At 71.8% G+C, this 17,646-nt stretch carries 20 protein-coding genes and 1 tRNA gene; 11 read left to right on the plus strand and 10 right to left on the minus strand.

The window, feature by feature from the left end; all coding sequences use genetic code 11:
• Positions 1-91: 91 nt before the first annotated feature.
• From K7G60_RS15065 to K7G60_RS15080, 4 genes are all read left to right on the plus strand, one after another.
• On the plus strand, positions 92-520 hold the full coding sequence (locus K7G60_RS15065) for a protein-tyrosine phosphatase family protein (protein WP_225801407.1): 429 nt from the start codon (positions 92-94) through the stop codon (positions 518-520).
• Between the two features lie 187 nt (positions 521-707).
• Complete coding sequence (locus K7G60_RS15070; RefSeq protein WP_225801408.1) at positions 708-1,043, plus strand: hypothetical protein; 336 nt, start codon at positions 708-710, stop codon at positions 1,041-1,043.
• Positions 1,044-1,136: 93 nt separating this feature from the next.
• Positions 1,137-1,988 (plus strand): DUF4253 domain-containing protein, encoded by an 852-nt coding sequence (locus K7G60_RS15075; RefSeq protein ID WP_225801409.1) that lies wholly within the window; start codon positions 1,137-1,139, stop codon positions 1,986-1,988.
• An 83-nt stretch (positions 1,989-2,071) separates the two neighbouring features.
• Positions 2,072-2,503: a hypothetical protein gene (locus K7G60_RS15080; protein WP_225801410.1), complete on the plus strand. Its 432-nt coding sequence runs from the start codon at positions 2,072-2,074 to the stop codon at positions 2,501-2,503.
• Between the two features lie 95 nt (positions 2,504-2,598).
• Here the strand turns inward: K7G60_RS15080 and K7G60_RS15085 are convergent, their stop codons facing one another.
• Together K7G60_RS15085 and K7G60_RS15090 are read right to left on the minus strand one after the other, a co-directional pair.
• The gene (locus K7G60_RS15085; protein ID WP_225801411.1) at positions 2,599-2,787 is read right to left on the minus strand and encodes a DUF397 domain-containing protein; all 189 of its coding nucleotides are present in this window, start codon (positions 2,785-2,787) and stop codon (positions 2,599-2,601) included.
• On the minus strand, positions 2,784-3,629 hold the full coding sequence (locus K7G60_RS15090; protein WP_225801412.1) for a helix-turn-helix transcriptional regulator: 846 nt from the start codon (positions 3,627-3,629) through the stop codon (positions 2,784-2,786). The genes K7G60_RS15085 and K7G60_RS15090 overlap by 4 nt, the downstream gene beginning before the upstream one ends.
• A 103-nt stretch (positions 3,630-3,732) precedes the next feature.
• On the opposite strand from K7G60_RS15090, the gene K7G60_RS15095 reads away from it, so the two are divergent.
• Positions 3,733-4,215: an ATP-binding protein gene (locus tag K7G60_RS15095; RefSeq protein ID WP_225801413.1), complete on the plus strand. Its 483-nt coding sequence runs from the start codon at positions 3,733-3,735 to the stop codon at positions 4,213-4,215.
• Positions 4,216-4,224: 9 nt separating this feature from the next.
• Here the strand turns inward: K7G60_RS15095 and K7G60_RS15100 are convergent, their stop codons facing one another.
• The 7 genes from K7G60_RS15100 to K7G60_RS15130 form a co-directional block, all read right to left on the minus strand.
• Entirely contained in the window at positions 4,225-4,662 is a 438-nt protein-coding gene (locus K7G60_RS15100; RefSeq protein WP_225801414.1) for a hypothetical protein, read from the minus strand.
• Positions 4,663-4,673: 11 nt separating this feature from the next.
• Positions 4,674-5,561, minus strand: a complete 888-nt coding sequence (locus K7G60_RS15105; protein ID WP_225801415.1) for a hypothetical protein — start codon at positions 5,559-5,561, stop codon at positions 4,674-4,676.
• A gap of 10 nt (positions 5,562-5,571) precedes the next feature.
• Positions 5,572-5,919, minus strand: a complete 348-nt coding sequence (locus tag K7G60_RS15110) for a hypothetical protein (protein WP_225801416.1) — start codon at positions 5,917-5,919, stop codon at positions 5,572-5,574.
• A gap of 65 nt (positions 5,920-5,984) precedes the next feature.
• Complete coding sequence (locus K7G60_RS15115; protein WP_225801417.1) at positions 5,985-6,386, minus strand: VOC family protein; 402 nt, start codon at positions 6,384-6,386, stop codon at positions 5,985-5,987.
• A gap of 11 nt (positions 6,387-6,397) precedes the next feature.
• On the minus strand, positions 6,398-7,354 hold the full coding sequence (locus tag K7G60_RS15120; RefSeq protein ID WP_225801418.1) for a cellulose-binding protein: 957 nt from the start codon (positions 7,352-7,354) through the stop codon (positions 6,398-6,400).
• Positions 7,355-7,484: 130 nt separating this feature from the next.
• The gene (locus K7G60_RS15125) at positions 7,485-10,175 is read right to left on the minus strand and encodes an SUKH-4 family immunity protein (protein ID WP_225801419.1); all 2,691 of its coding nucleotides are present in this window, start codon (positions 10,173-10,175) and stop codon (positions 7,485-7,487) included.
• A 7-nt stretch (positions 10,176-10,182) separates the two neighbouring features.
• Complete coding sequence (locus K7G60_RS15130; protein ID WP_225801420.1) at positions 10,183-11,181, minus strand: SMI1/KNR4 family protein; 999 nt, start codon at positions 11,179-11,181, stop codon at positions 10,183-10,185.
• A gap of 278 nt (positions 11,182-11,459) precedes the next feature.
• On the opposite strand from K7G60_RS15130, the gene K7G60_RS15135 reads away from it, so the two are divergent.
• On the plus strand, positions 11,460-11,972 hold the full coding sequence (locus K7G60_RS15135; RefSeq protein ID WP_225801421.1) for a YwqJ-related putative deaminase: 513 nt from the start codon (positions 11,460-11,462) through the stop codon (positions 11,970-11,972).
• A 9-nt stretch (positions 11,973-11,981) separates the two neighbouring features.
• A complete protein-coding gene (locus tag K7G60_RS15140; protein WP_225801422.1) occupies positions 11,982-12,473 on the plus strand; it encodes an SUKH-3 domain-containing protein in 492 nt (163 codons plus the stop codon).
• Here the strand turns inward: K7G60_RS15140 and K7G60_RS15145 are convergent.
• The gene (locus K7G60_RS15145; RefSeq protein WP_225801423.1) at positions 12,470-13,771 is read right to left on the minus strand and encodes a sensor histidine kinase; all 1,302 of its coding nucleotides are present in this window, start codon (positions 13,769-13,771) and stop codon (positions 12,470-12,472) included. The two genes, K7G60_RS15140 and K7G60_RS15145, sit on opposite strands and share 4 nt — an antisense overlap.
• Positions 13,772-13,886: 115 nt before the next feature.
• Between K7G60_RS15145 and K7G60_RS15150 the strand changes: the two genes are divergently transcribed.
• The 4 genes from K7G60_RS15150 to K7G60_RS15165 all read left to right on the plus strand — a co-directional run bounded on the left by K7G60_RS15150 (position 13,887) and on the right by K7G60_RS15165 (position 17,492).
• Positions 13,887-14,759 (plus strand): hypothetical protein, encoded by an 873-nt coding sequence (locus tag K7G60_RS15150; RefSeq protein ID WP_225801424.1) that lies wholly within the window; start codon positions 13,887-13,889, stop codon positions 14,757-14,759.
• Between the two features lie 11 nt (positions 14,760-14,770).
• Positions 14,771-14,841: transfer RNA gene (locus K7G60_RS15155), tRNA-Gln, on the plus strand.
• A gap of 109 nt (positions 14,842-14,950) precedes the next feature.
• The gene (gene glmU / locus K7G60_RS15160) at positions 14,951-16,396 is read left to right on the plus strand and encodes a bifunctional UDP-N-acetylglucosamine diphosphorylase/glucosamine-1-phosphate N-acetyltransferase GlmU (RefSeq protein WP_225801425.1); all 1,446 of its coding nucleotides are present in this window, start codon (positions 14,951-14,953) and stop codon (positions 16,394-16,396) included.
• 121 nt (positions 16,397-16,517) lie between these two features.
• Positions 16,518-17,492, plus strand: a complete 975-nt coding sequence (locus tag K7G60_RS15165; RefSeq protein WP_030690291.1) for a ribose-phosphate diphosphokinase — start codon at positions 16,518-16,520, stop codon at positions 17,490-17,492.
• Positions 17,493-17,646 lie beyond the last annotated feature (154 nt).

Genomic DNA, 17,646 nt, shown 5'->3' on the forward strand with positions numbered 1-17,646 from the left:
CAGGCCACCGATCGACGCGGCCCGCTGCCCGATATCCAGCCCGGCGAACATCCCATTCCGATGAACACGCCGACAGGGCTAGGCTCATTCCGTGTTCACAGCCTGGGAGCCCACGGCCGCCGGCGTCTTGCGACTTCCCTCGGGCCGGCTCGTTCGCGGTCGAGGGCTCAGCCGACCCCTCCCGGCAGGGCCGTCGCCCACCTTCGCGCTCTATCTGCTGGGTCACGAGCCGCCCCCCGTCACCTGGGAGGCTCGTTGGCTTCGCTGGCCGGACTTCTGGCTGCCGTCCGACCGCACGGCTGCCGCTGACGCGCTGCGTGAGGCATGGGCACGCGCCGAACACGAGCGTGTCGAGATCGCCTGCGGCGGTGGGTACGGACGCACCGGCACGGCCCTGGCCTGCGTCGCCGTGCTGGACGGGGTGCCCAGCCGCCAGGCAGTCGCCTACGTCCGCGAGCACTACGCGTCACGCGCCGTGGAGACGCCCTGGCAACGCCGCTTCGTCTCCCGCTTCGAATAACCGCCTCATCAGCAAACGGATCCCAGCCGCCGCATCAACCCGGCGAACCTTCCCGGTCACAGCGCCAGGAGGCTCGCCGAGGCCTGGCCGGTTGAGTACGCGCCCGTCCGGAGGTGAGCACGCGCGCCCATGCCCGGGCGGCGCCCCGGACCCGACGATGGGGTCACCCCGCCCGAAGGAGCCGGCCTTGAACCCCGACACGTACGCGACGCTCTACGGTCCCGCCCGCCCGGCACCGCCCCGCCGTGGGACCGGCCTCGCCGTGGTGGCGGCCGTGCTGTGGGCGGTCGCCCTCCTGCTGCTCTCCTTCCTGGGGTTTCTGGCCCTGTGGGCGGAGGCGGACGCGGGACCGGCCGAGGGCTTCCCGCTCCGCTGGGCGCCGATCTGCCTCGCCGTCGCGGCCGTACCGATCGCCCTCCTCCGCACGCCCGCCGTCCGCCGCCTGACCGTCCCGGCCCGCGCGCTCGTCACGGGCCTCGCGGTCTGCTCGATGGCGATCGGCCTCGCGGTCTGGGCGGTCTAGGTCGACCGCTGGAGTCCCGCGGACGCCCGGTGCGTGTAGGTCGAGGAAAAGGGCGGCGCAGTCCGTGCCGATTCCCTCTAGGGTCCTGAGTCCATGACGTCGTTCCTTCGCCCGCCCGCTCTTCCCGCCGAAGAGCTCCTGCTCCTCCTGCGAGAGTGGTGCCCCGAGGCCGAGGTCGCGCGGGCCGCGACGGACACGGGCGTCGACGTCGTCGGAGTGCGCGTGCCGTCGGAGCGGGCCCGGGACGTGTGGGAGACAGGGCGGCGCAGGCACGGGGAGACCGGCTGGTGGCCCTATGTCACGTCGGCCTCTCCTGAGAGGGTGGCCGAATACCACGCCCGACGGGGCTGCGACGCGGCCGAGTGGGAGCGCGCGGTCGGTGAGGCCGTCTGTCAGGACCACGACGCCCGGGCCGCGTCGGTCGTGGTCTCCGTCTTCCGGTGGTCGACCCAGGGCCTCCCCTTCGACGACGAGGACTTCCAAAGCTGGCGGGACGATTACGATCCCGACCGTCTGGCACCACTGCTCGGCCCGGCGGTGGTGGGGCCGAGGCTGGGAGTGCCGCGGTGGGCCATCGGTAGCAGTGCCATTTCCAGCGGCATGCGGTGGATCAACCTCGTGGCCGCGCGGGGCGGTTACGAGGTACCCGTGCTCCTCCCGCATCTGTACAGCAATCCGAACTGGTTCGGGCACGGCGACCGGTGCCTGACTCCCCTCGATGACGCGGCACTCCTGCGCCGCTGGCAGGAGCAGTGGGGCGCCCAGCTGTTCTTCGCCACGGGCCCCTACTTGGAGCTGGTGGTCGACCGGCCGCCCCTGGACCCACAGGGTGCCGCGCAGGCCACCACCGAGCTGTTTGCCTACTGCGATGACACCGTGCAGAACCTGGTCGGAACCGGCGACGGCATGGCCCGTTCGACGATGTGGTCCCTCTGGTGGGACTGAGCCGGAGCGTACGGAAGGAGCCCCGACGGCTCTGGATCCGAAACGGGTTGTCCTCGGTGCCCGGCACGGTGTGGCATGGGGGCATGAGCAGAATGGCGCAGGTCATCGTGTTGGCTCGATACGAGGACGAGGTGATGGAGCCGCTGACGCGGCCGGACGAGACCCGCACCTGGTACGGCTGCTTCGAGCAGCTCCCCTGGTTCGTAGGGGGCTGGCACATCGAGTTCCGGCGGTCGTACCAGCGCCGCGGCGTGCTCGAGGACCTGGAGTCCCTGCCCTGGAACGAGCCCGCCTGCGTGCAGGTCATGCTGCACGACGAGGACGACGACGTGTTCGGCCTGTGGATGTTCCGCGACGGAGCCCTCGTCGAGGTGGGCATCCCCGGCACCCAGCGGGTGCACACCGCTGCCCCGCTGCGGGAGGTGGACCCCGGCTTCCTGGTCCGGACCGGCCTGGGGCGGGGAGAGGACCGGCACTCGCCGCAGCACGTACAAGACCCGCGGTCGTCCTGGTGACCCGACGCGGACCGGGGCCGGACCGGTCCTAGCCCGAGAGCCCTGCCGTCCGGCTCGGACGGGCAGGGCCCTCACGCGTACAACGGCGGGCTGTACTACTCCGCCGAGGCGAGCACGACGAACCCGGCCCACGCCTCGCGCGAGACCCGCAGGGCCGGCCGGGCCACGTCCTTGGAGTCCCGGACGTGCACGGTTCCCGCGTGGGCTGCGACCTCGATGCACTGGCCGCCGTCACCACCGCTGTAGCTGCTCTTGAACCAGGCCAGGGATTCCGTGTTGTTCATAGCTCTCCCAGCAACTTCTCGACGAACGCCAGTGACTCTCGCGGGGTGAGAGCCTGCGACCGGATGATCCCATAGCGGGCTGCGGCGAGAACGGCCTGTTTGGAGTCGGTCTCCAGAGTGCTGGTGCCCTGGGCCTCAACGTAGACGAACCTCTTGCCGTCATCACGGGTGATAAAGGTGAACGGCCCTTCCAGGCCAGCGTTGTCCTCGCTGGCAAGCGGCATGACCTGAATCTCGACGTTCCTCCGCTGTCCGGTGAGAAGAAGCTCTTCGAGCTGTCCGCGCAGCACCTCTCCACCGCCGACCTTCCGCCGCAGCACCGACTCGCACATGACGAAGCTCAGAAGCGGGGCGGGGCGCCGATCGAAGATGTCCTGCCGGGCCAACCGGGCAGTCACTCGTTGCTCGATGGTCTCCGCGTCGACCGGCGGGCAATGATTGCCCACCAACGCTCGCATGTACTCCTCGGTCTGGAGCAGGCCATTGACGACCAAGGTGTCGTACGCCAGCAGCTCCATCGCCCGCTTCTCCAGCTGCGCCATCCCCTGGAAGAACGCCGGATACTGCGCCTTCTCCAGCTGGTCCTTCCAGACCTTCAGCAACCCGCCCGCGTCCAGCACTTCATCGGCCCGGTCGATCGCCCTCGGCGGCGGGATCCTCCGGCCCTGTTCGAACGAGGCGACCGTCGACGCCGAGTAGCCCAGCCGCTTGCCGAACTCCTCCCGCTCCATCCCCGCCCGCACCCGCAGCGTCTTCAGGCTCTGCCCGAACGCCGCCACCACGCCCTGGCCGGACTTGTCCGCCGCCTGGCCCGCCTCGCCCTCGGGCTCTTCCTCCGCCAACGCGCCCCACCTCTCGTACCGGCACCGACACGGCACGTACAAGCAGATCGCGTCAGTGCGTCACCACTGGTCACGCTACGCCACCAGGAGGAGCTTGGGAGGCATGACGAGCAACAACGGCAGCCCCACCGGCACCGCCCGACACGGTGGCGTCTCCCCTTACTTGAGCAGCAGGATCTTCACCCTGCGGTTCACCTCGACACCCCGGGGCGCCCGGCTCGCGCGGCGGCTGGTCGCCGTCCGGCTGGAGGAGTGGGGCGTGCCGTACGGGACCGAGGCGCACGAGACCGTCGTGCTGGTCGCGGCCGAGCTGGCGGCGAACGCGGTGCGGCACGGGCACGTGCCGGGCCGGGACTTCCAGTTGCTCCTGCGGGTCGCGGACGGACCCCCGTCCGTCGCACGGATCGAGGTGGGCGACACGCGCACCGAGCGCGTGCCGCCCCGCCCCGGCCGCCTTCCGGAGGCGGAACTCGCGGAAGGGGGACGGGGTTTGCTGCTCGTCGAAGCGCTCGCCGACCGGTGGGGGTGGTGCCCGAGGCTCCGGGCGCCGGGGAAGACGGTGTGGGCGGAGTGCGCCCTCACCTGAGGGGCCGGGTCAGAAGGCGCGCTCCTCCGTGCTGACGCCCGTACCCGAGCCGGGCTTGAAGGGGGCCGTCCAGTTCCCCGTACCGGCGAAGGAGGTGGACCCGCCGACCAGGTCGGCCCGCCCGTCACCGTTGGCGTCCCCGACGCCGATGAGCTCGCCGATACCGCCCCAGCCGCTGCCGACCCGCCAGCTCCCGGTACCCGTCGGGGAGCCACCCGGTGGGGTGGGCCGGGTGCTTGCGCGCCACAGCACGCCGTCGGTCTGGCGGACGAGGAGATCCGGTCGGGCGGTGGGCTTCCACTCGTACTCACCGTTGCGGGCGGGCATCTTCAGGTCGGGGAACTCCACGTCCTTGCCGTCCCAGCGCCAGGTGAGGTGGCGCGGTGTCCCGGCGGTGACGGGGAAGGGGACCCTCCACCCCGTGTACAGGGTGTCCCGGCTGCGCACGTGGGTCAGGGTCAGCCAGACCCGGCTGTCCGCCCGGGACAGGTCCCAGCCGAAGTCGATCCCGCCCGCGACCTGGGTGCCGGAGAGCGCGGTCGGGGCGGAGGAGCCGGTGAGGGTGACGACGGTCGACTGCCCCGTCGACGCGACCAGTTGGACGTCCGGCCGACCTCCGTCCGCGCGCGGTGAGATCCGGTGGAGGCCCTCCCCCTGCTCGGGGTGTCGCCGCGCTCCAGGAGCGAGCCGCCAGGACCGGCGACGGCGGACGAGCAGGCCGTGAGGAGCTGGACCTTCTCGCCCGTCTCGATCGACTCGGCGGCGAAAGGCCGCGTCTGAAGCCCGGAAGCGCCGTTGGGGTTGCTGTCGGCGTCGATGCGGACCCGCTGGCCCCGGGCGTTCCAGCCGCCGATGAGGTGGAACGGGTCGTACGAGTCACCGCTCGTCTTGATCAGCTTCCGCTCGGACGTGCCGCGCCGGCGCACACCGAACCACTCGGTGGTCCCGTCGCCCTCCCGCCACACCGCGTACGTGTCGGAGACGGCGTTCTGCCACTGGGGCTGGTGCCCGGCGTCCACGGCTTGCGAGAACGCCACGGTCGCCGTGGTGAGATCGACAACCACCTTGGCCCAGGGCCTGTCGACACGGTCCCAGCAGTCGAAGAGCGCGGCCCCGGCTGTGTAGCCGCCTTCCAGGCCGGGGACGCAGTCCTCGGGCAGCCCGGCGATCGGGCGCTCGGTCGGCCTGCCGTCCTGGAAGGCGAAGAGGCGCCTCTGGAAGCGGTCCTCCCCGGTCGGCAGGAGGACGGCGAGGGTGGAACCGAAGACCCCGGCGAGGCTGCATCCGGTGCCGAGCTCGTCGAGGTTCACCACAGCAGGGGCGGCCGCCGACGCGGGCGTCGACATGTCGTGGAGTTCAGGACGTGGCTGTCCCACAGGGAGCTCCGGTCGCCGGTGACGACGAGGTCCTAGGACGCGGCGGCATCGAAGCCCCCGGCAGCACGACCGACGAGCCGTCCGCGTACCAGGTCCAGCGGAACTCCGGCGTGGTGCCGCGGGTCTTCGACAGGAAGCCGCTCGGGCCCGCGCCGACGACGTCCGCGTCGCGTGGGAACGGCACGGCGGCCTGCTGGTCCTCCTGGGTGACCCCCGTGGCCGGCGCGGCCGTGGCCGGGGTCGTGGCCATCGTGCCGCCGGTCACCGCGAGGACGGCGGTGACGGCCGCCGCCGTGAGACGGCGACCGGAGATACGTACGTGCTTCAACTTGTTCGCTCCCTTAGAGGGAAAGGCGTTGACCACCGCCTCCGACACGCCTCCCGCCGCCCCGGTCATGATCCAGAAGAAGGATCCTGGTCCTCTCGGGGCTCGCGCGGGACCGTCAGGCAGAAGGGGTGGCCCGCCGGGTCCAGAAGCACCCGCCACAGGTCCGGGCGGGGCTGGGCGTCCGGGACGGTGGCGCCCCAGTCCACCAGGCGGGCGGTGGCCTCGTCCAGGTCGTCGACGTCGAAGTCGAGGTGCAGCTGCTGCGGGACCTCCCCGCCGGGCCAGGACGGGGGACGGTAGCCCTCGACGCGCTGGAATCCGAGGAACGGGCCGTCCGCGCCTCGCAGTCCGGCGAACTCGTCGTCGGACCGGTCGGCGAGCGGAAGCCCGGTGGCCCGCTGGTAGAAGGCGGCGAGGGCCATGGGGTCGGCGCAGTCGAGGGTGACGGCCGTCAGTCTCAAGAGCATGGGGCGGGAGCCTAGTCGGAGCCCTCGGAACCCTCGGCCTTTTCGGCGTCCTCGGCGTCCTCGGAGCCCTTCCCGTCCTTCGAGTCGGGCTTCTTCCCGGCCTGTTCCGACGCCGCCGGACGCCCAGTCAGCGCCGCCAGCGAGTTGCGGATGTGCTCCATGTGGGAGTGGATCTCGTCCCGCGCCTCCTCGTGCTCCCGCAGCACCCGCTCCGTCTCGCGCTCGATCCGCTCCGCCTTCATCCTGGCCTCGGCGAGCAGCTCCGCCGCGCGGGCCTCGGCGTCCTCCTGGCCGTGCCGGGCCTGCTCCTCCGTCTCGGCCAGCGCCCGCTGCGTCTCCGCGAGCCCCGCCTCCGCCGCCGCGACCAGTTCCTCGTGGCGGGCGTCCAGGGCCGCCGCCTCCGCCTCCGCCGTGCGCTCCGCCTCGGCCCGTACGGTCCGCTGCTCCTCCCGCTGCTCCGCGAGCAGCGCCTGTGCCCGGCGCTCGGTCTCCTCGAAGGCCTCCCGCGCGGCCTCCCGGGCGCCCTCGGCGTCCCGGCGGGCGATCGTCACCATCTCCTCGGCCCGCGCGCGGGCCTCCTCCAGGGTCGCCAGGGCCGCCGCGTCCGCCGCGGCCCTGACCTCCTCCGCGTACGCCTCGGCGGCCTCCGTCGCCTCCCGGGCCGCCTGCTCGGCGGCCTCCGCGAGGGCCTGCGCCTCCGCCTCGGCCTCCCGTACGAGCCGCTCGTCCTCCTGCTCGGCCAGCTCCAGGATCTTCTGCGCGGCCTCGCCGAGGGACTCGTACCGGTGCGGGACGAGCTGCTGGACGGCCAGGCGGAGCCCGGCGGCCTCCGTCTCCATCTCCTTCGCGAGGACCGTGAGCCGCGCCGCCCGCTCCCAGGCTGCGTCGCGCTCCTCGGAGAGCGCGGCGAGGTGGCGGTCGACCTGCTCGGGGCGGTACCCGCGCCCCCGCCCGACGGCGAAACTCATCCCTGACGCCCCTTCTCCCTGGACCGACCCATAAAGCACGACCCATAAAGAATGCTGCATCAGAACGGACAAAAGGCGCCCAACGTGGCCACACGTCGAGCGCCCTTCGTCACATTACGACTCCCCTGCGCTACAGCAGACCGTCCCACATCTGCTCGAGCAGCACCGACCACCAGTTCTCCGGCGACGACAGCGCCGCCGGGTCCAGCATCGCCAGCTGCGCCTGGAAGTCGACCGTCCAGCGACCCGCCTGCTCCGGGTTCAGCCCGAACCGCAGCCGCCACATCCGGCCGAGCAGCGCCATCGACCGCGTGAACTCCGGCAGCCCCGTGTTCACGAACTGCGGCGGCACCGACTGCCCGCCCGGCCCGGCCTCCACCGGCACCGCCACGATGTGCGCGGTCCCGTACTGGACACAGATCGCCCGGCCGAAGTCCGACCCGAGCACCAGGTACGAGCTCGCGTCCGGCGCCGCCTGCACCTGCCGCTGCGCCGCCAGCTCCGCCAGCGTCGGCACCACCGGCATCGCCGGCTGCGCCCAGAAGAACGGACCGAAGTCCGCCGGAAGCCCCGCCCACACCAGCGTGCGCGCCACGATCTCCGGCACGCCCTGCCGGGACACCGCCCGCTGGTCGAACCGCAGCACGCCCGGACCGAACGCGCCCGCCAGCTCCTGCGCGATCCCCTCCGGGGGGATCGGCGGCGCCGGCTGCACCTGCGGCAGCGGCGCCCGCACCGGAGCCGGACGCGCCGGACCGTCCGCGACCTGGTGCAGCTCGCCCTGATGGGTCAGCAGCTGACGCATGCCCTGCTGACGGCCCGCGTGGTCGCGGCCGTACGGGGCGATGCTCGTGATCCGCGCCTGCGGCCACGTCTCCCGGATCATCCGCGCGCAGTAACCGCCCGGCAGCTCGCAGGACTCCAGCTCCGTGTGGAGTTCGAGCACCTGCTGCGGCGGCACGTTCAGCGCGCGCAGCTCGTGCAGGATCTGCCACTCCGGATGCGGGGTGCCCGGCGCCGAACGCCGGATGATCTGCGCCTCCGAACCGTCCGGCGCCCGGTAGCGCAGCACCGCCTGGTAGCCGGGACCGACCGTCGGCTGACCCGCCGGATGCGGATAGCCGTACGCCGGGGGCACGGGCGCCCCGGGGACCGGCGCCCCGGGCACGGGACCGGGCGCGGGCGGCGGCGTGTGCCCGCCGACCGGCGGCGCCGGAGCGGGCGGAGGCGGCGGAGCCCCCGGACCGCCCAGGCCACCCGGACCGGGGTGCGCCAGCATCGTCGCGGCGTGCGCGATGCCGCCCGCGGGCGTACCGCCCGGCACACCCGGCGGCGGCGGGGGCGGCGGGGGCGCGCCCGGACCACCCTGGCTCGGATGCGCCAGCATCGTCGCCGCGTGGTGCACCGGCTGCGGCGGCGTGTGCCCGCCGACCGGCGGCGCCGGAGCGGGCGGAGGCGGCGGGCCGGGCGGACCCGGCTGCGCGGGCTGACCCGGCTGCGCGGGCGGGCCGGGCGGGCCGGGCGGCTGGAGCCCCTCGGGCCCGAGCTGCGACACCAGCTGCGTGGGAATGTACGCGTTGCCGCCCGACGAGGCTCCCGGCACGCCCGGAACTCCCGGCGGCGGAGGCGGCGTCGGACCGCGCCCGGCCTTCGGCGACAGGGCGGCCTTGCTCGTCGCGGCGTCCGCGATGTCCCCGCCCCCCGGCGCCGAAGGCGCGGACGGCGGAGGCGGCACGCCCGGACCCGCCTGCGCGGGAGCCGGCGAAGGCTGCGGCGCGGGCGGCGACGGCGGGGCCGGCGGAACCGTGCCCGGAGCCGGTGCCGCCGGGTCGAGACGGGGGGCGATCGCGGTCGGCGGCAGCGCGCTGCCGCCCTTCATCAGGGCGGTCGGCGCGTCCGCGCCCACCGACGGCGGCGGGGCGTCCTCGTCGTCCGTCCCCGACAGCGGCGGCGCGAAGACGGTCGCGGGCAGCGGCACCGCCCCGTCCGCACCACCGGAACTCGCGTTCGCGTCCACCCACGGGCCGGACGGCGCGGCAGGGGGCGTGGGAGCGGGCGGAGCCGGAGGCGCGGCCGGCGCGGGCACCGCCCCCGCGGGACCCGACGCGGCCGGGCCCGACGCCGGAACGCCGTCCATCGCCGTCGGCTCGTACGCGTCCGTACCCGGGGCGGGCTCGACCGCCGGTACGGGCACGGGCTCCGCGGCCGGAACCGGAGCCGAAGCGGCCTCCGAAGCCGCTTCCGGCGCCGTCACCGAAGCCGACGAGTCCGCCGAGACGGAGGAGGCGGAAGAAGCCACCGAAACGGAGGAAGAGGACAACGACGAAGAAGACGAAGCCACCGAAGCCGAAGGACCCGACGCCCCCGCCCCCACCGCGTCCGACGCGTCGTCCGCCGGCGCCGACGCGCTCACGCTCTCCTGCGAGGCGTGCGACTCCTCCCTCGGCAACCCGATCTTGTCCGCCGCGTCCTGCAGCCACTCCGGCGGACTCAACAGGAAGGACGTCTGGTTCAGATCGATCCGCGCCGCCGGCACCGCCGCCTGCGCCGGAACCTCGTCCGTCGCCCCGTACTCCTCCTCGTACCGCCGGATCACCTCACCCACCGGCAGTCCCGGCCACAGCGTCGCCTCACCGCTGTCCCGCGCGATCACCAGCCGCTGACGCCCGCCGTCCGACGTCGGACCGCCCTCGCGGTCCTCCGCCCACACCACGAACCCCAGCTCGAACTCCCGCACCCGCACCTCACGGTGCTGGTACCCCGGCAGATCGCCGTTGATCCACTCCTCGGCGCGCTCCTGCGCCTGCGCGAACGTCACCACAGCCAGCTCACTCCCCCACCGGGACCACGGGCACGGCACGCGCGAAGCCACCGTCCACCATCAGGTTCGCCACCGTCTCCAACTCCGGCGGATTGCCCGCCAGACGCCCGAGGAACGCGTCGAAGTCCGCACCACAGGGCAGCAGCAGCCGCTCCACCCGCTCGTTCACCGTCCAGCCGGCCGCCACCTCGCCGGAGTCCCGCGCGTCGTCGTACGCGCAGAACCACACCGAACCGACCGCCGCACCCCGCACCTTCAGCGCGATCAGACCGCCCTGGACGAAAGCGACGCCCAGATAGTCCTTCGTCAGATGGTCACGCAGACACTTGTTGACGTAGACCAGGTCATTGACCCCCGCCTCCTCCCGCACCGTGAAGAACGGCTGGTCCACCAGGACACCCAGCTCCGCGTCGAGCGCCGCCCCCACCGGAGCACACCCGCCCGCCGCCTTCAGGAACGAGCGGTACGCCCCCGGCAGCCGATAGCCCAGATCCTCCTCGACGCCCTGGAGCTGCAGCTCCGACACCGACAGACGGCCCTTCGGCAGCCCGAAGTGCACCGGCCGGGTCTCCTGCAGCGGACGCGTCCCCCGCTTCGACTGGTCCACCGCGGCCGTCGCCACCCCACCGTGGTGCCGCAGCAGCGCCTTCACCTCGACCGGCACCAGCTCCATCCGCCGCGAACCCGCCACGTGGTGCCACGTCCAGCCGTGCGGGGTCGCCACCGACGGAATCGTGTCCCACAACTCATGACCGGTCGCCGCGAGCGCCGCGTTCGCCGACACGTAGTCCGTCAGACGCAGCTCGTCCACGCCGAAACCCTCCGGCGGATCGGCGATCTCCGCAGCCGCGCGCGCATACGGCGAGAAGTCCGGGTAGCCGTACTCGTCCACCCGTACCCCTCTGGGGTGACGGGACGCACGGACCGGATCCGGGAAATGCACGACCTGCCCGGCGTAGGCCGCGTTCGGTGGCGCGGTGTCCTGCCCGAGCCGACCTGTCGTCATGGCGGTTGCCCCCTGCATGGCGTCGCTGACTGCTTGCTACCGACAGCCGACGGCTGCGGCCGACTGATGCCGCACAGCCTATGCGCTGCCACAAGAGACCGAACCGGACCCGATCCCTCCGCGACTGAGAGTGACCAACTGTCACGACGCCATGACAGGTGCACCATGATTCCGACACACCGAAGACGCGTTTCGCCGCCCCAGCTTCCCCATATGGCTCCCTATTTGGCAGGCTGTCCACGCAACTCGGGGGATTGCAGGAGGGGAAGACCAGCACCATGTACGCAGCAACAACGCCCACACAGGGTGACCCACGCCTCAACTGGAGCAGCAGCGCCGAAGCCACGCGCGCACCCTTACTGCGTCACCGCCGCGACGGAATCCTCCCCACCGTGGGGGCCGCCCTCTCCGTCCGCGGAGAGACCCTCACGTGCACCGCGGGCCGCGGCGACCGGCCACCCGTCCTGCACGCCCTCGTCCAGGACTTCCTGGACACCCTCACCAGCAGCCAGCGGGAACGCTTCACCGGCCGCTGCCCCGAGGCGATCCTGCTCTCCCGGCACCTCACCGCCACCGAGAACAACCGCTCCAAGCGCGCCCAGCGCAAACCCCTCACCCACAGCGAGGCCCGCCGCTCCCTCAAGCAGGCCAAACTCACCGCCCGGCGCATCCGCGAGGACGGCGACCCGCTCCACGGCAGCTACGCGGCACCCTGCCGCTCCTGTACGGCCATGCTCGCCCACTTCGGAGTCCGCGCCGTCGACCCCACCACGCCCGTCGAGAACGGCTGACCGCACCCCATGCCCGACCACCTCAGCACCACCCGCTTCCCCGTCAACGTCGACGCCGCCCTCCGCGAAGCCGGCTGGCAACCCGGCCGCTGGGACATCAAACTCGCCGAAGAATGGGCCGACACCCTGCGCGCCCACGTCTCCCCCGCCGGCCACCGGCACAGCGTCTTCCCCGCCGCCGTCGAAGCCTGGGCCGAATTCGGCGGCCTGCGGATCACCGCACCCGGCCACGGCCGGCAGATAGCACCCGCCGCCGTCCGCTTCGACCCCCTCGCCGGACTCCACCTCGCCCGCACCCTCGCCGACCTCGGCCGCGCCCTGGACACCCAGCTCGCCCCCCTCGGCGAAGAAGGCGAACACCAGGCCGTCCTCGCCATGGACGCCGAAGGCCGCGTCTACAGCCTCGACCACGCGGGCGACTGGTACCTCGGCAAGGACATCGACGCGGCACTGTCGACCCTGATCACGGGGGCCCAGCCCACACGCCTGACGGCGGGCTAGGACGCACCGGCCCCCGTCGGCAGCACCGCCGACACCTTGAAACCACCCGCGTCCGTCGGACCCGACACGAACACACCCCCGAGCCGCACCACCCGCTCACGCATCCCCACCAGCCCGTTCCCCCCGCTCGGCAGCCCCACATCGGCCACCGCCGCGTCCGACGGCCCGTTCTCCACCTGCATCGCGACCTCCGCGTCCCGATGCGCCAGACGCACCACGACCTCCGCCCCCGCCGCATGCTTGTGGACGTTCGTCAACGCCTCCTGCACCACCCGGTACGCCGTCCGCTCCACCTCCGGCGCATACGGACGCGCCTCCCCCATCACCACCAGCTCCACCGCCGCCCCCGCCAGCCGCGACTGCTCGCACAACGCCTCAAGGGCATCCAGACACGGCCCGTCCTCGGCCGCCGCCTCCGCCGCCGCCGCGGCGGCCCGCCCCACCGCCGCCAACGGCACCACCGCCGGAGCAGCCGGAACCGCCTCCTCCCGCAGCACCCCCAACATCTCCCGCAACTCCGTCAGCGCCTGCCGCCCCATGTCCCCCACCAGCGCCGCGTTCTTCACCGCCTTCTGCGGATCCTTCAACGCCACCGCCTGCAACGCCGCCGCGTGCACCACCATCAACGACACCCGGTGCGCCACCACGTCGTGCATCTCCCGCGCGATCCGCGTCCGCTCCTCCTGCCGCGCCCACTGCGCCCGCTGCTCCGCCCGGTCGGCCAGCAGCGACAGCTCCTGCTCCAGACTGTCGGCACGCTCCCGCAGGCTCTCCATCAGCCGGCGCCGCGCCCCTATGTAGAGGCCGAAGAGAACCGGCGGAGCATTGAGCCCGAGCGTCATGAAGAGCGAGACGCTCGGCACGTACCAGCCACTGGGATCGATGTCCTGGGCGACGTCCTGCCGCATCCGCACCACGGTCACGACGAACACGGCGAGCGTCGACATCCCCGCGAGCACGGCCGTGATCCGCCGGGGCACCTCGGAGGCGGCGAGCGAGTACAGCCCGACGATCCCCATGAGGAAGCCCATCTCGGCGGGCGCCACGGCGATCGACACGAGCACGACGGCGATGGGCCAGCGACGCCGGACGAGCAGCACGGAGCCGACGAGCAGCCCGAACACCACCCCCAGCGGCACCGGCAGCGAAGCCTTGTCGGCGAACCCGACGCCCTCGACGGCACACTCCAGCGCGGACACGAGCGCGAGCGCCACGTCCAGGACGGCGCTCCGCCGTCTCCCCCACCACCACCAAGTCCCGACGCCCGCGGCGTCCCGGTCTGCCCCCGTTGTGGTCATGCCCACCACCCTACGGGTGGGACCCCACGTCAACCCGGCACACACCAGTCCCTCGAACTGTTGAATCGCCCAGATTTTCGATCCGGACGTCCGCATTCCGGACGATGGTGTTCGTATGACGTTCGCCATCAGCAAGTACGCGGACTTCGAGAACCTGCGCGAGCAGGCGATCGCACTCCGCCGCGAGGGCCTCAGCCGCCGCCAAATTCGAGACCGTCTCCACGTCGACAACAACGACATCCTCAACCGCCTCCTCGAAGGCGAACCCCCGCCGGCCTGGACCAAGCGCCCCAACGCCAAGGACGACCTCCGAGACCGCGCCCGCGAGCTGCGCCTCCAGGGCATGACCTACGACCAGATCCAGGTCGAGCTGGGCTGCTCGAAGAGCTCGATCTCGCTGTGGGTGAGGGACCTCCCGAAGCCGGAACGGAAGCGGACCCGAGAGGAGGCGTCGGAGATCGCGCGGCGGGGCTGGGAGGTCACGCTGCGCCGACGCGATGAGGAACGCCAGGCGGTCAAACGCGCGGCGGCCGCAGAAATCGGGGCGATGTCGGAGCGCGAACTCTTCCTGCTCGGCGTGGGTCTCTACTGGGCGGAGGGAACGAAGGACAAGCCGCACGCCCGCCGCGAACGCGTGGTCTTCGTGAACAGCGACCCCGGAATGATCCAGGTCTTCACCGCGTGGCTCGACCTCCTGGGCGTCGAACCCGAACAGCGGAGGTACTACGTGATGATCCACGAGACCGCGGACGCGGGCGGCGCGGTGCAGTTCTGGGCCGATCTCGTCGGCGTCGCCGTATCCGAGTTCGGCAAGACGACAGTGAAACGCCACAACCCGCGAACCAACCGCAAGAACGTGAACACCGAGTACCGAGGCTGCCTCGTGATCCGGATCCTCGGCAGCGCCGATCTGTACCGTCGCATCGAGGGGGCCTGGTGCGGCATAGTAGGGGCCGTCCCGATCTCCCCAACAGGAAATCGGGCATAGAGGGCGAACTATCCCGGATCGTCTAAGGGCAGGACAAATGGTTTTGGTCCATTGAATGAGGGTTCGAATCCTTCTCCGGGAGCCCATGCAGCGCGGGTCCTGACCGTCCAGGTCAGGACCCGCACTCATGTCCGCCCCCCAGCCCCCCGGTATCCTTCGTGCGTCCACCCCCGAAGCCGAAGGGCATTCCCGTGAGCGCCAACCGCCCGGCAGCCGTCGTCGTCCTCGCAGCGGGTGAGGGCACCCGCATGAAGTCGAAGACTCCCAAGGTCCTGCACGAGATCGCCGGACGTTCGCTCGTCGGGCACGTCGTGTCCGCCGCCCGGGAGCTGGAGCCCGAGCACCTCGTCGTGGTCGTCGGGCACGCCCGTGAGCAGGTGCGGGGGCATCTGGAGGAGTTCTACGCCGGGACCCGGACCGCCGTTCAGGAGGAGCAGAACGGGACCGGGCACGCCGTGCGGATGGCCCTGGAGGAGCTGGGCGCGGCCCCGGACGGGACCGTCGTGGTCGTGTGCGGCGACACTCCGCTGCTGTCGGGGGAGACGCTCCGCGCGCTGGCCGAGACGCACGCCGCCGACGGCAACGCCGTGACCGTACTGTCGGCCGAGGTGCCGGACTCGACCGGGTACGGGCGGATCGTGCGGGACGCTTCCGGTGCGGTGACGGAGATCGTCGAGCACAAGGACGCCTCCGCGGAGCAGCTCGCGATCCGGGAGATCAACTCGGGTGTGTTCGCGTTCGACGGGAAGCTGCTGGCCGAGGCGCTGGGTCAGGTCCGTACGGACAACAGCCAGGGTGAGGAGTACCTCACGGACGTGCTGTCGATCCTGCGTGAGGCGGGTCACCGGGTGGGTGCGTCCGTGGCCGGCGATCACCGCGAGATCCTGGGGATCAACAACCGTGTGCAGTTGGCCGAGGCGCGTGCGCTGCTGAACCGGCGGCTGCTCGAGCGGGCGATGATGGCCGGCGTCACGGTCCAGGACCCGGCCTCCGTGCTGGTGGACGTCACGGTGACCTTCGAGCCGGATGCGGTGATCCTGCCGGGTACGCAGCTGCTCGGTGCGACGCACGTCGCCGAGGACGCCGTGGTCGGTCCGAACACGCGTCTGACGGACGTCACCGTGGGCAAGGGTGCCCGGGTGGACAACACGGTGGCCTTCTCCGCCGTCGTCGGGGAGGGCGCTTCCGTGGGTCCGTTCGCGTACCTCCGTCCGGGGACGAACCTGGGGAAGAAGTCGAAGGCCGGTACGTACGTCGAGATGAAGAACGCGACGATCGGTGAGGGGACGAAGGTTCCGCACCTGTCGTACGTGGGTGACGCGACGATCGGCGAGTACTCGAACATCGGTGCGGCGAGTGTGTTCGTGAACTACGACGGCGAGTCGAAGCACCACACCACGATCGGGTCTCACTGCCGCACGGGTTCGGACAACATGTTTGTGGCTCCCATCACCATCGGGGATGGCGCCTACACCGCCGCGGGGTCCGTGATCACGAAGGACGTGCCGGCCGGTTCGCTCGCCGTGGCCCGTGGCCAGCAGCGGAATATCGAGGGTTGGGTGGCCCGGAAGCGGCCCGGCAGTGCTGCCGCGCAGGCCGCTCAGGCCGCCGCTGAGGAGTCCGCCGGCGAAAGCTGACCGGAAACAGGTACGTCGAACTCGGCGTACCGTGATACGTGCACACAAATTCGGCTGGCACGCACATGCGCTCGACGGGCGTGGGACCGCGGCCAGAGAACACGTCTGAGGAGACAGTGCTGTGACCGGGATCAAGACGACCGGCGAGAAGAAGCTGATGCTCTTCTCCGGCCGCGCCCACCCCGAGCTGGCCGAGGAGGTCGCGCACCAGCTGGGCGTCGGTCTCGTTCCGACCAAGGCGTTCGACTTCGCCAACGGTGAGATCTACGTCCGCTTCCAGGAGTCGGCGCGCGGCGCGGACTGCTTCCTGATCCAGAGCCACACGGCTCCGATCAACAAGTGGATCATGGAGCAGCTGATCATGATCGATGCTCTGAAGCGGGCTTCCGCCCGGAGCATCACCGTGATCATCCCGTCGTACGGCTATGCCCGTCAGGACAAGAAGCACCGCGGTCGTGAGCCGATCTCGGCCCGCCTGGTGGCGGACCTGCTGAAGACCGCCGGTGCGGACCGCATCCTCACCGTCGACCTGCACACGGACCAGATCCAGGGCTTCTTCGACGGTCCGGTGGACCACCTGTCGGCGCTGCCGGTCCTGGCGGACTACGTGGGTGCGAAGGTCGACCGCGAGAAGCTGACGATCGTCTCTCCGGACGCGGGTCGTGTGCGGGTCGCCGACCGCTGGTGCGACCGTCTGGACGCGCCGCTGGCGATCGTGCACAAGCGTCGTGACAAGGACGTCGCCAACCAGGTGACCGTGCACGAGGTCGTCGGTGACGTGAAGGGCCGTGTCTGTGTCCTGGTCGACGACATGGTCGACACGGGCGGCACGATCTGCGCCGCGGCCGACGCGCTGTTCGCGCACGGTGCGGAGGACGTGATCGTGACGGCCACGCACGGCATCCTGTCGGGTCCGGCCGCGGACCGGCTGAAGAACTCGAAGGTGAGCGAGTTCGTGTTCACGGATACGCTGCCGGTGCCGGGTGCGCTGGAGCTGGACAAGATCACGGTGCTGTCGATCGCGCCGACGATCGCGCGTGCGGTGCGCGAGGTGTTCGAGGACGGTTCGGTGACGAGCCTCTTCGAGGAGCACTGAGCCCCACGGAAGTGAGGAAGGGCCGTTTCCCCCGCTCGGGGGAGGCGGCCCTTCCGCGTTCCGTCGACTTGATCCATTTGGGCGGGTCGGGGGCTGCGGGTAGACTGCCGTAGTTGCTCGGCGAGGGAGGCCGTACCCGTAGAGGGTCACGGCG

The organism is Streptomyces sp. NK15101 (assembly GCF_020400725.1).
In the GTDB taxonomy this organism is placed as follows: domain Bacteria; phylum Actinomycetota; class Actinomycetes; order Streptomycetales; family Streptomycetaceae; genus Streptomyces.

Coding starts and splice junctions, on each gene's coding strand:
- K7G60_RS15075 (WP_225801409.1), top strand. CDS start 1,137: ATGACGTCGTTCCTTCGCCCGCCCGCTCTTCCCGCCGAAGAGCTCCTG.
- K7G60_RS15080 (WP_225801410.1), top strand. CDS start 2,072: ATGAGCAGAATGGCGCAGGTCATCGTGTTGGCTCGATACGAGGACGAG.
- K7G60_RS15085 (WP_225801411.1), bottom strand. CDS start 2,787: ATGAACAACACGGAATCCCTGGCCTGGTTCAAGAGCAGCTACAGCGGT.
- K7G60_RS15095 (WP_225801413.1), top strand. CDS start 3,733: ATGACGAGCAACAACGGCAGCCCCACCGGCACCGCCCGACACGGTGGC.
- K7G60_RS15105 (WP_225801415.1), bottom strand. CDS start 5,561: ATGTCGACGCCCGCGTCGGCGGCCGCCCCTGCTGTGGTGAACCTCGAC.
- K7G60_RS15115 (WP_225801417.1), bottom strand. CDS start 6,386: ATGCTCTTGAGACTGACGGCCGTCACCCTCGACTGCGCCGACCCCATG.
- K7G60_RS15120 (WP_225801418.1), bottom strand. CDS start 7,354: ATGAGTTTCGCCGTCGGGCGGGGGCGCGGGTACCGCCCCGAGCAGGTC.
- K7G60_RS15130 (WP_225801420.1), bottom strand. CDS start 11,181: ATGACGACAGGTCGGCTCGGGCAGGACACCGCGCCACCGAACGCGGCC.
- K7G60_RS15135 (WP_225801421.1), top strand. CDS start 11,460: ATGTACGCAGCAACAACGCCCACACAGGGTGACCCACGCCTCAACTGG.
- K7G60_RS15140 (WP_225801422.1), top strand. CDS start 11,982: ATGCCCGACCACCTCAGCACCACCCGCTTCCCCGTCAACGTCGACGCC.
- K7G60_RS15145 (WP_225801423.1), bottom strand. CDS start 13,771: ATGACCACAACGGGGGCAGACCGGGACGCCGCGGGCGTCGGGACTTGG.
- K7G60_RS15150 (WP_225801424.1), top strand. CDS start 13,887: ATGACGTTCGCCATCAGCAAGTACGCGGACTTCGAGAACCTGCGCGAG.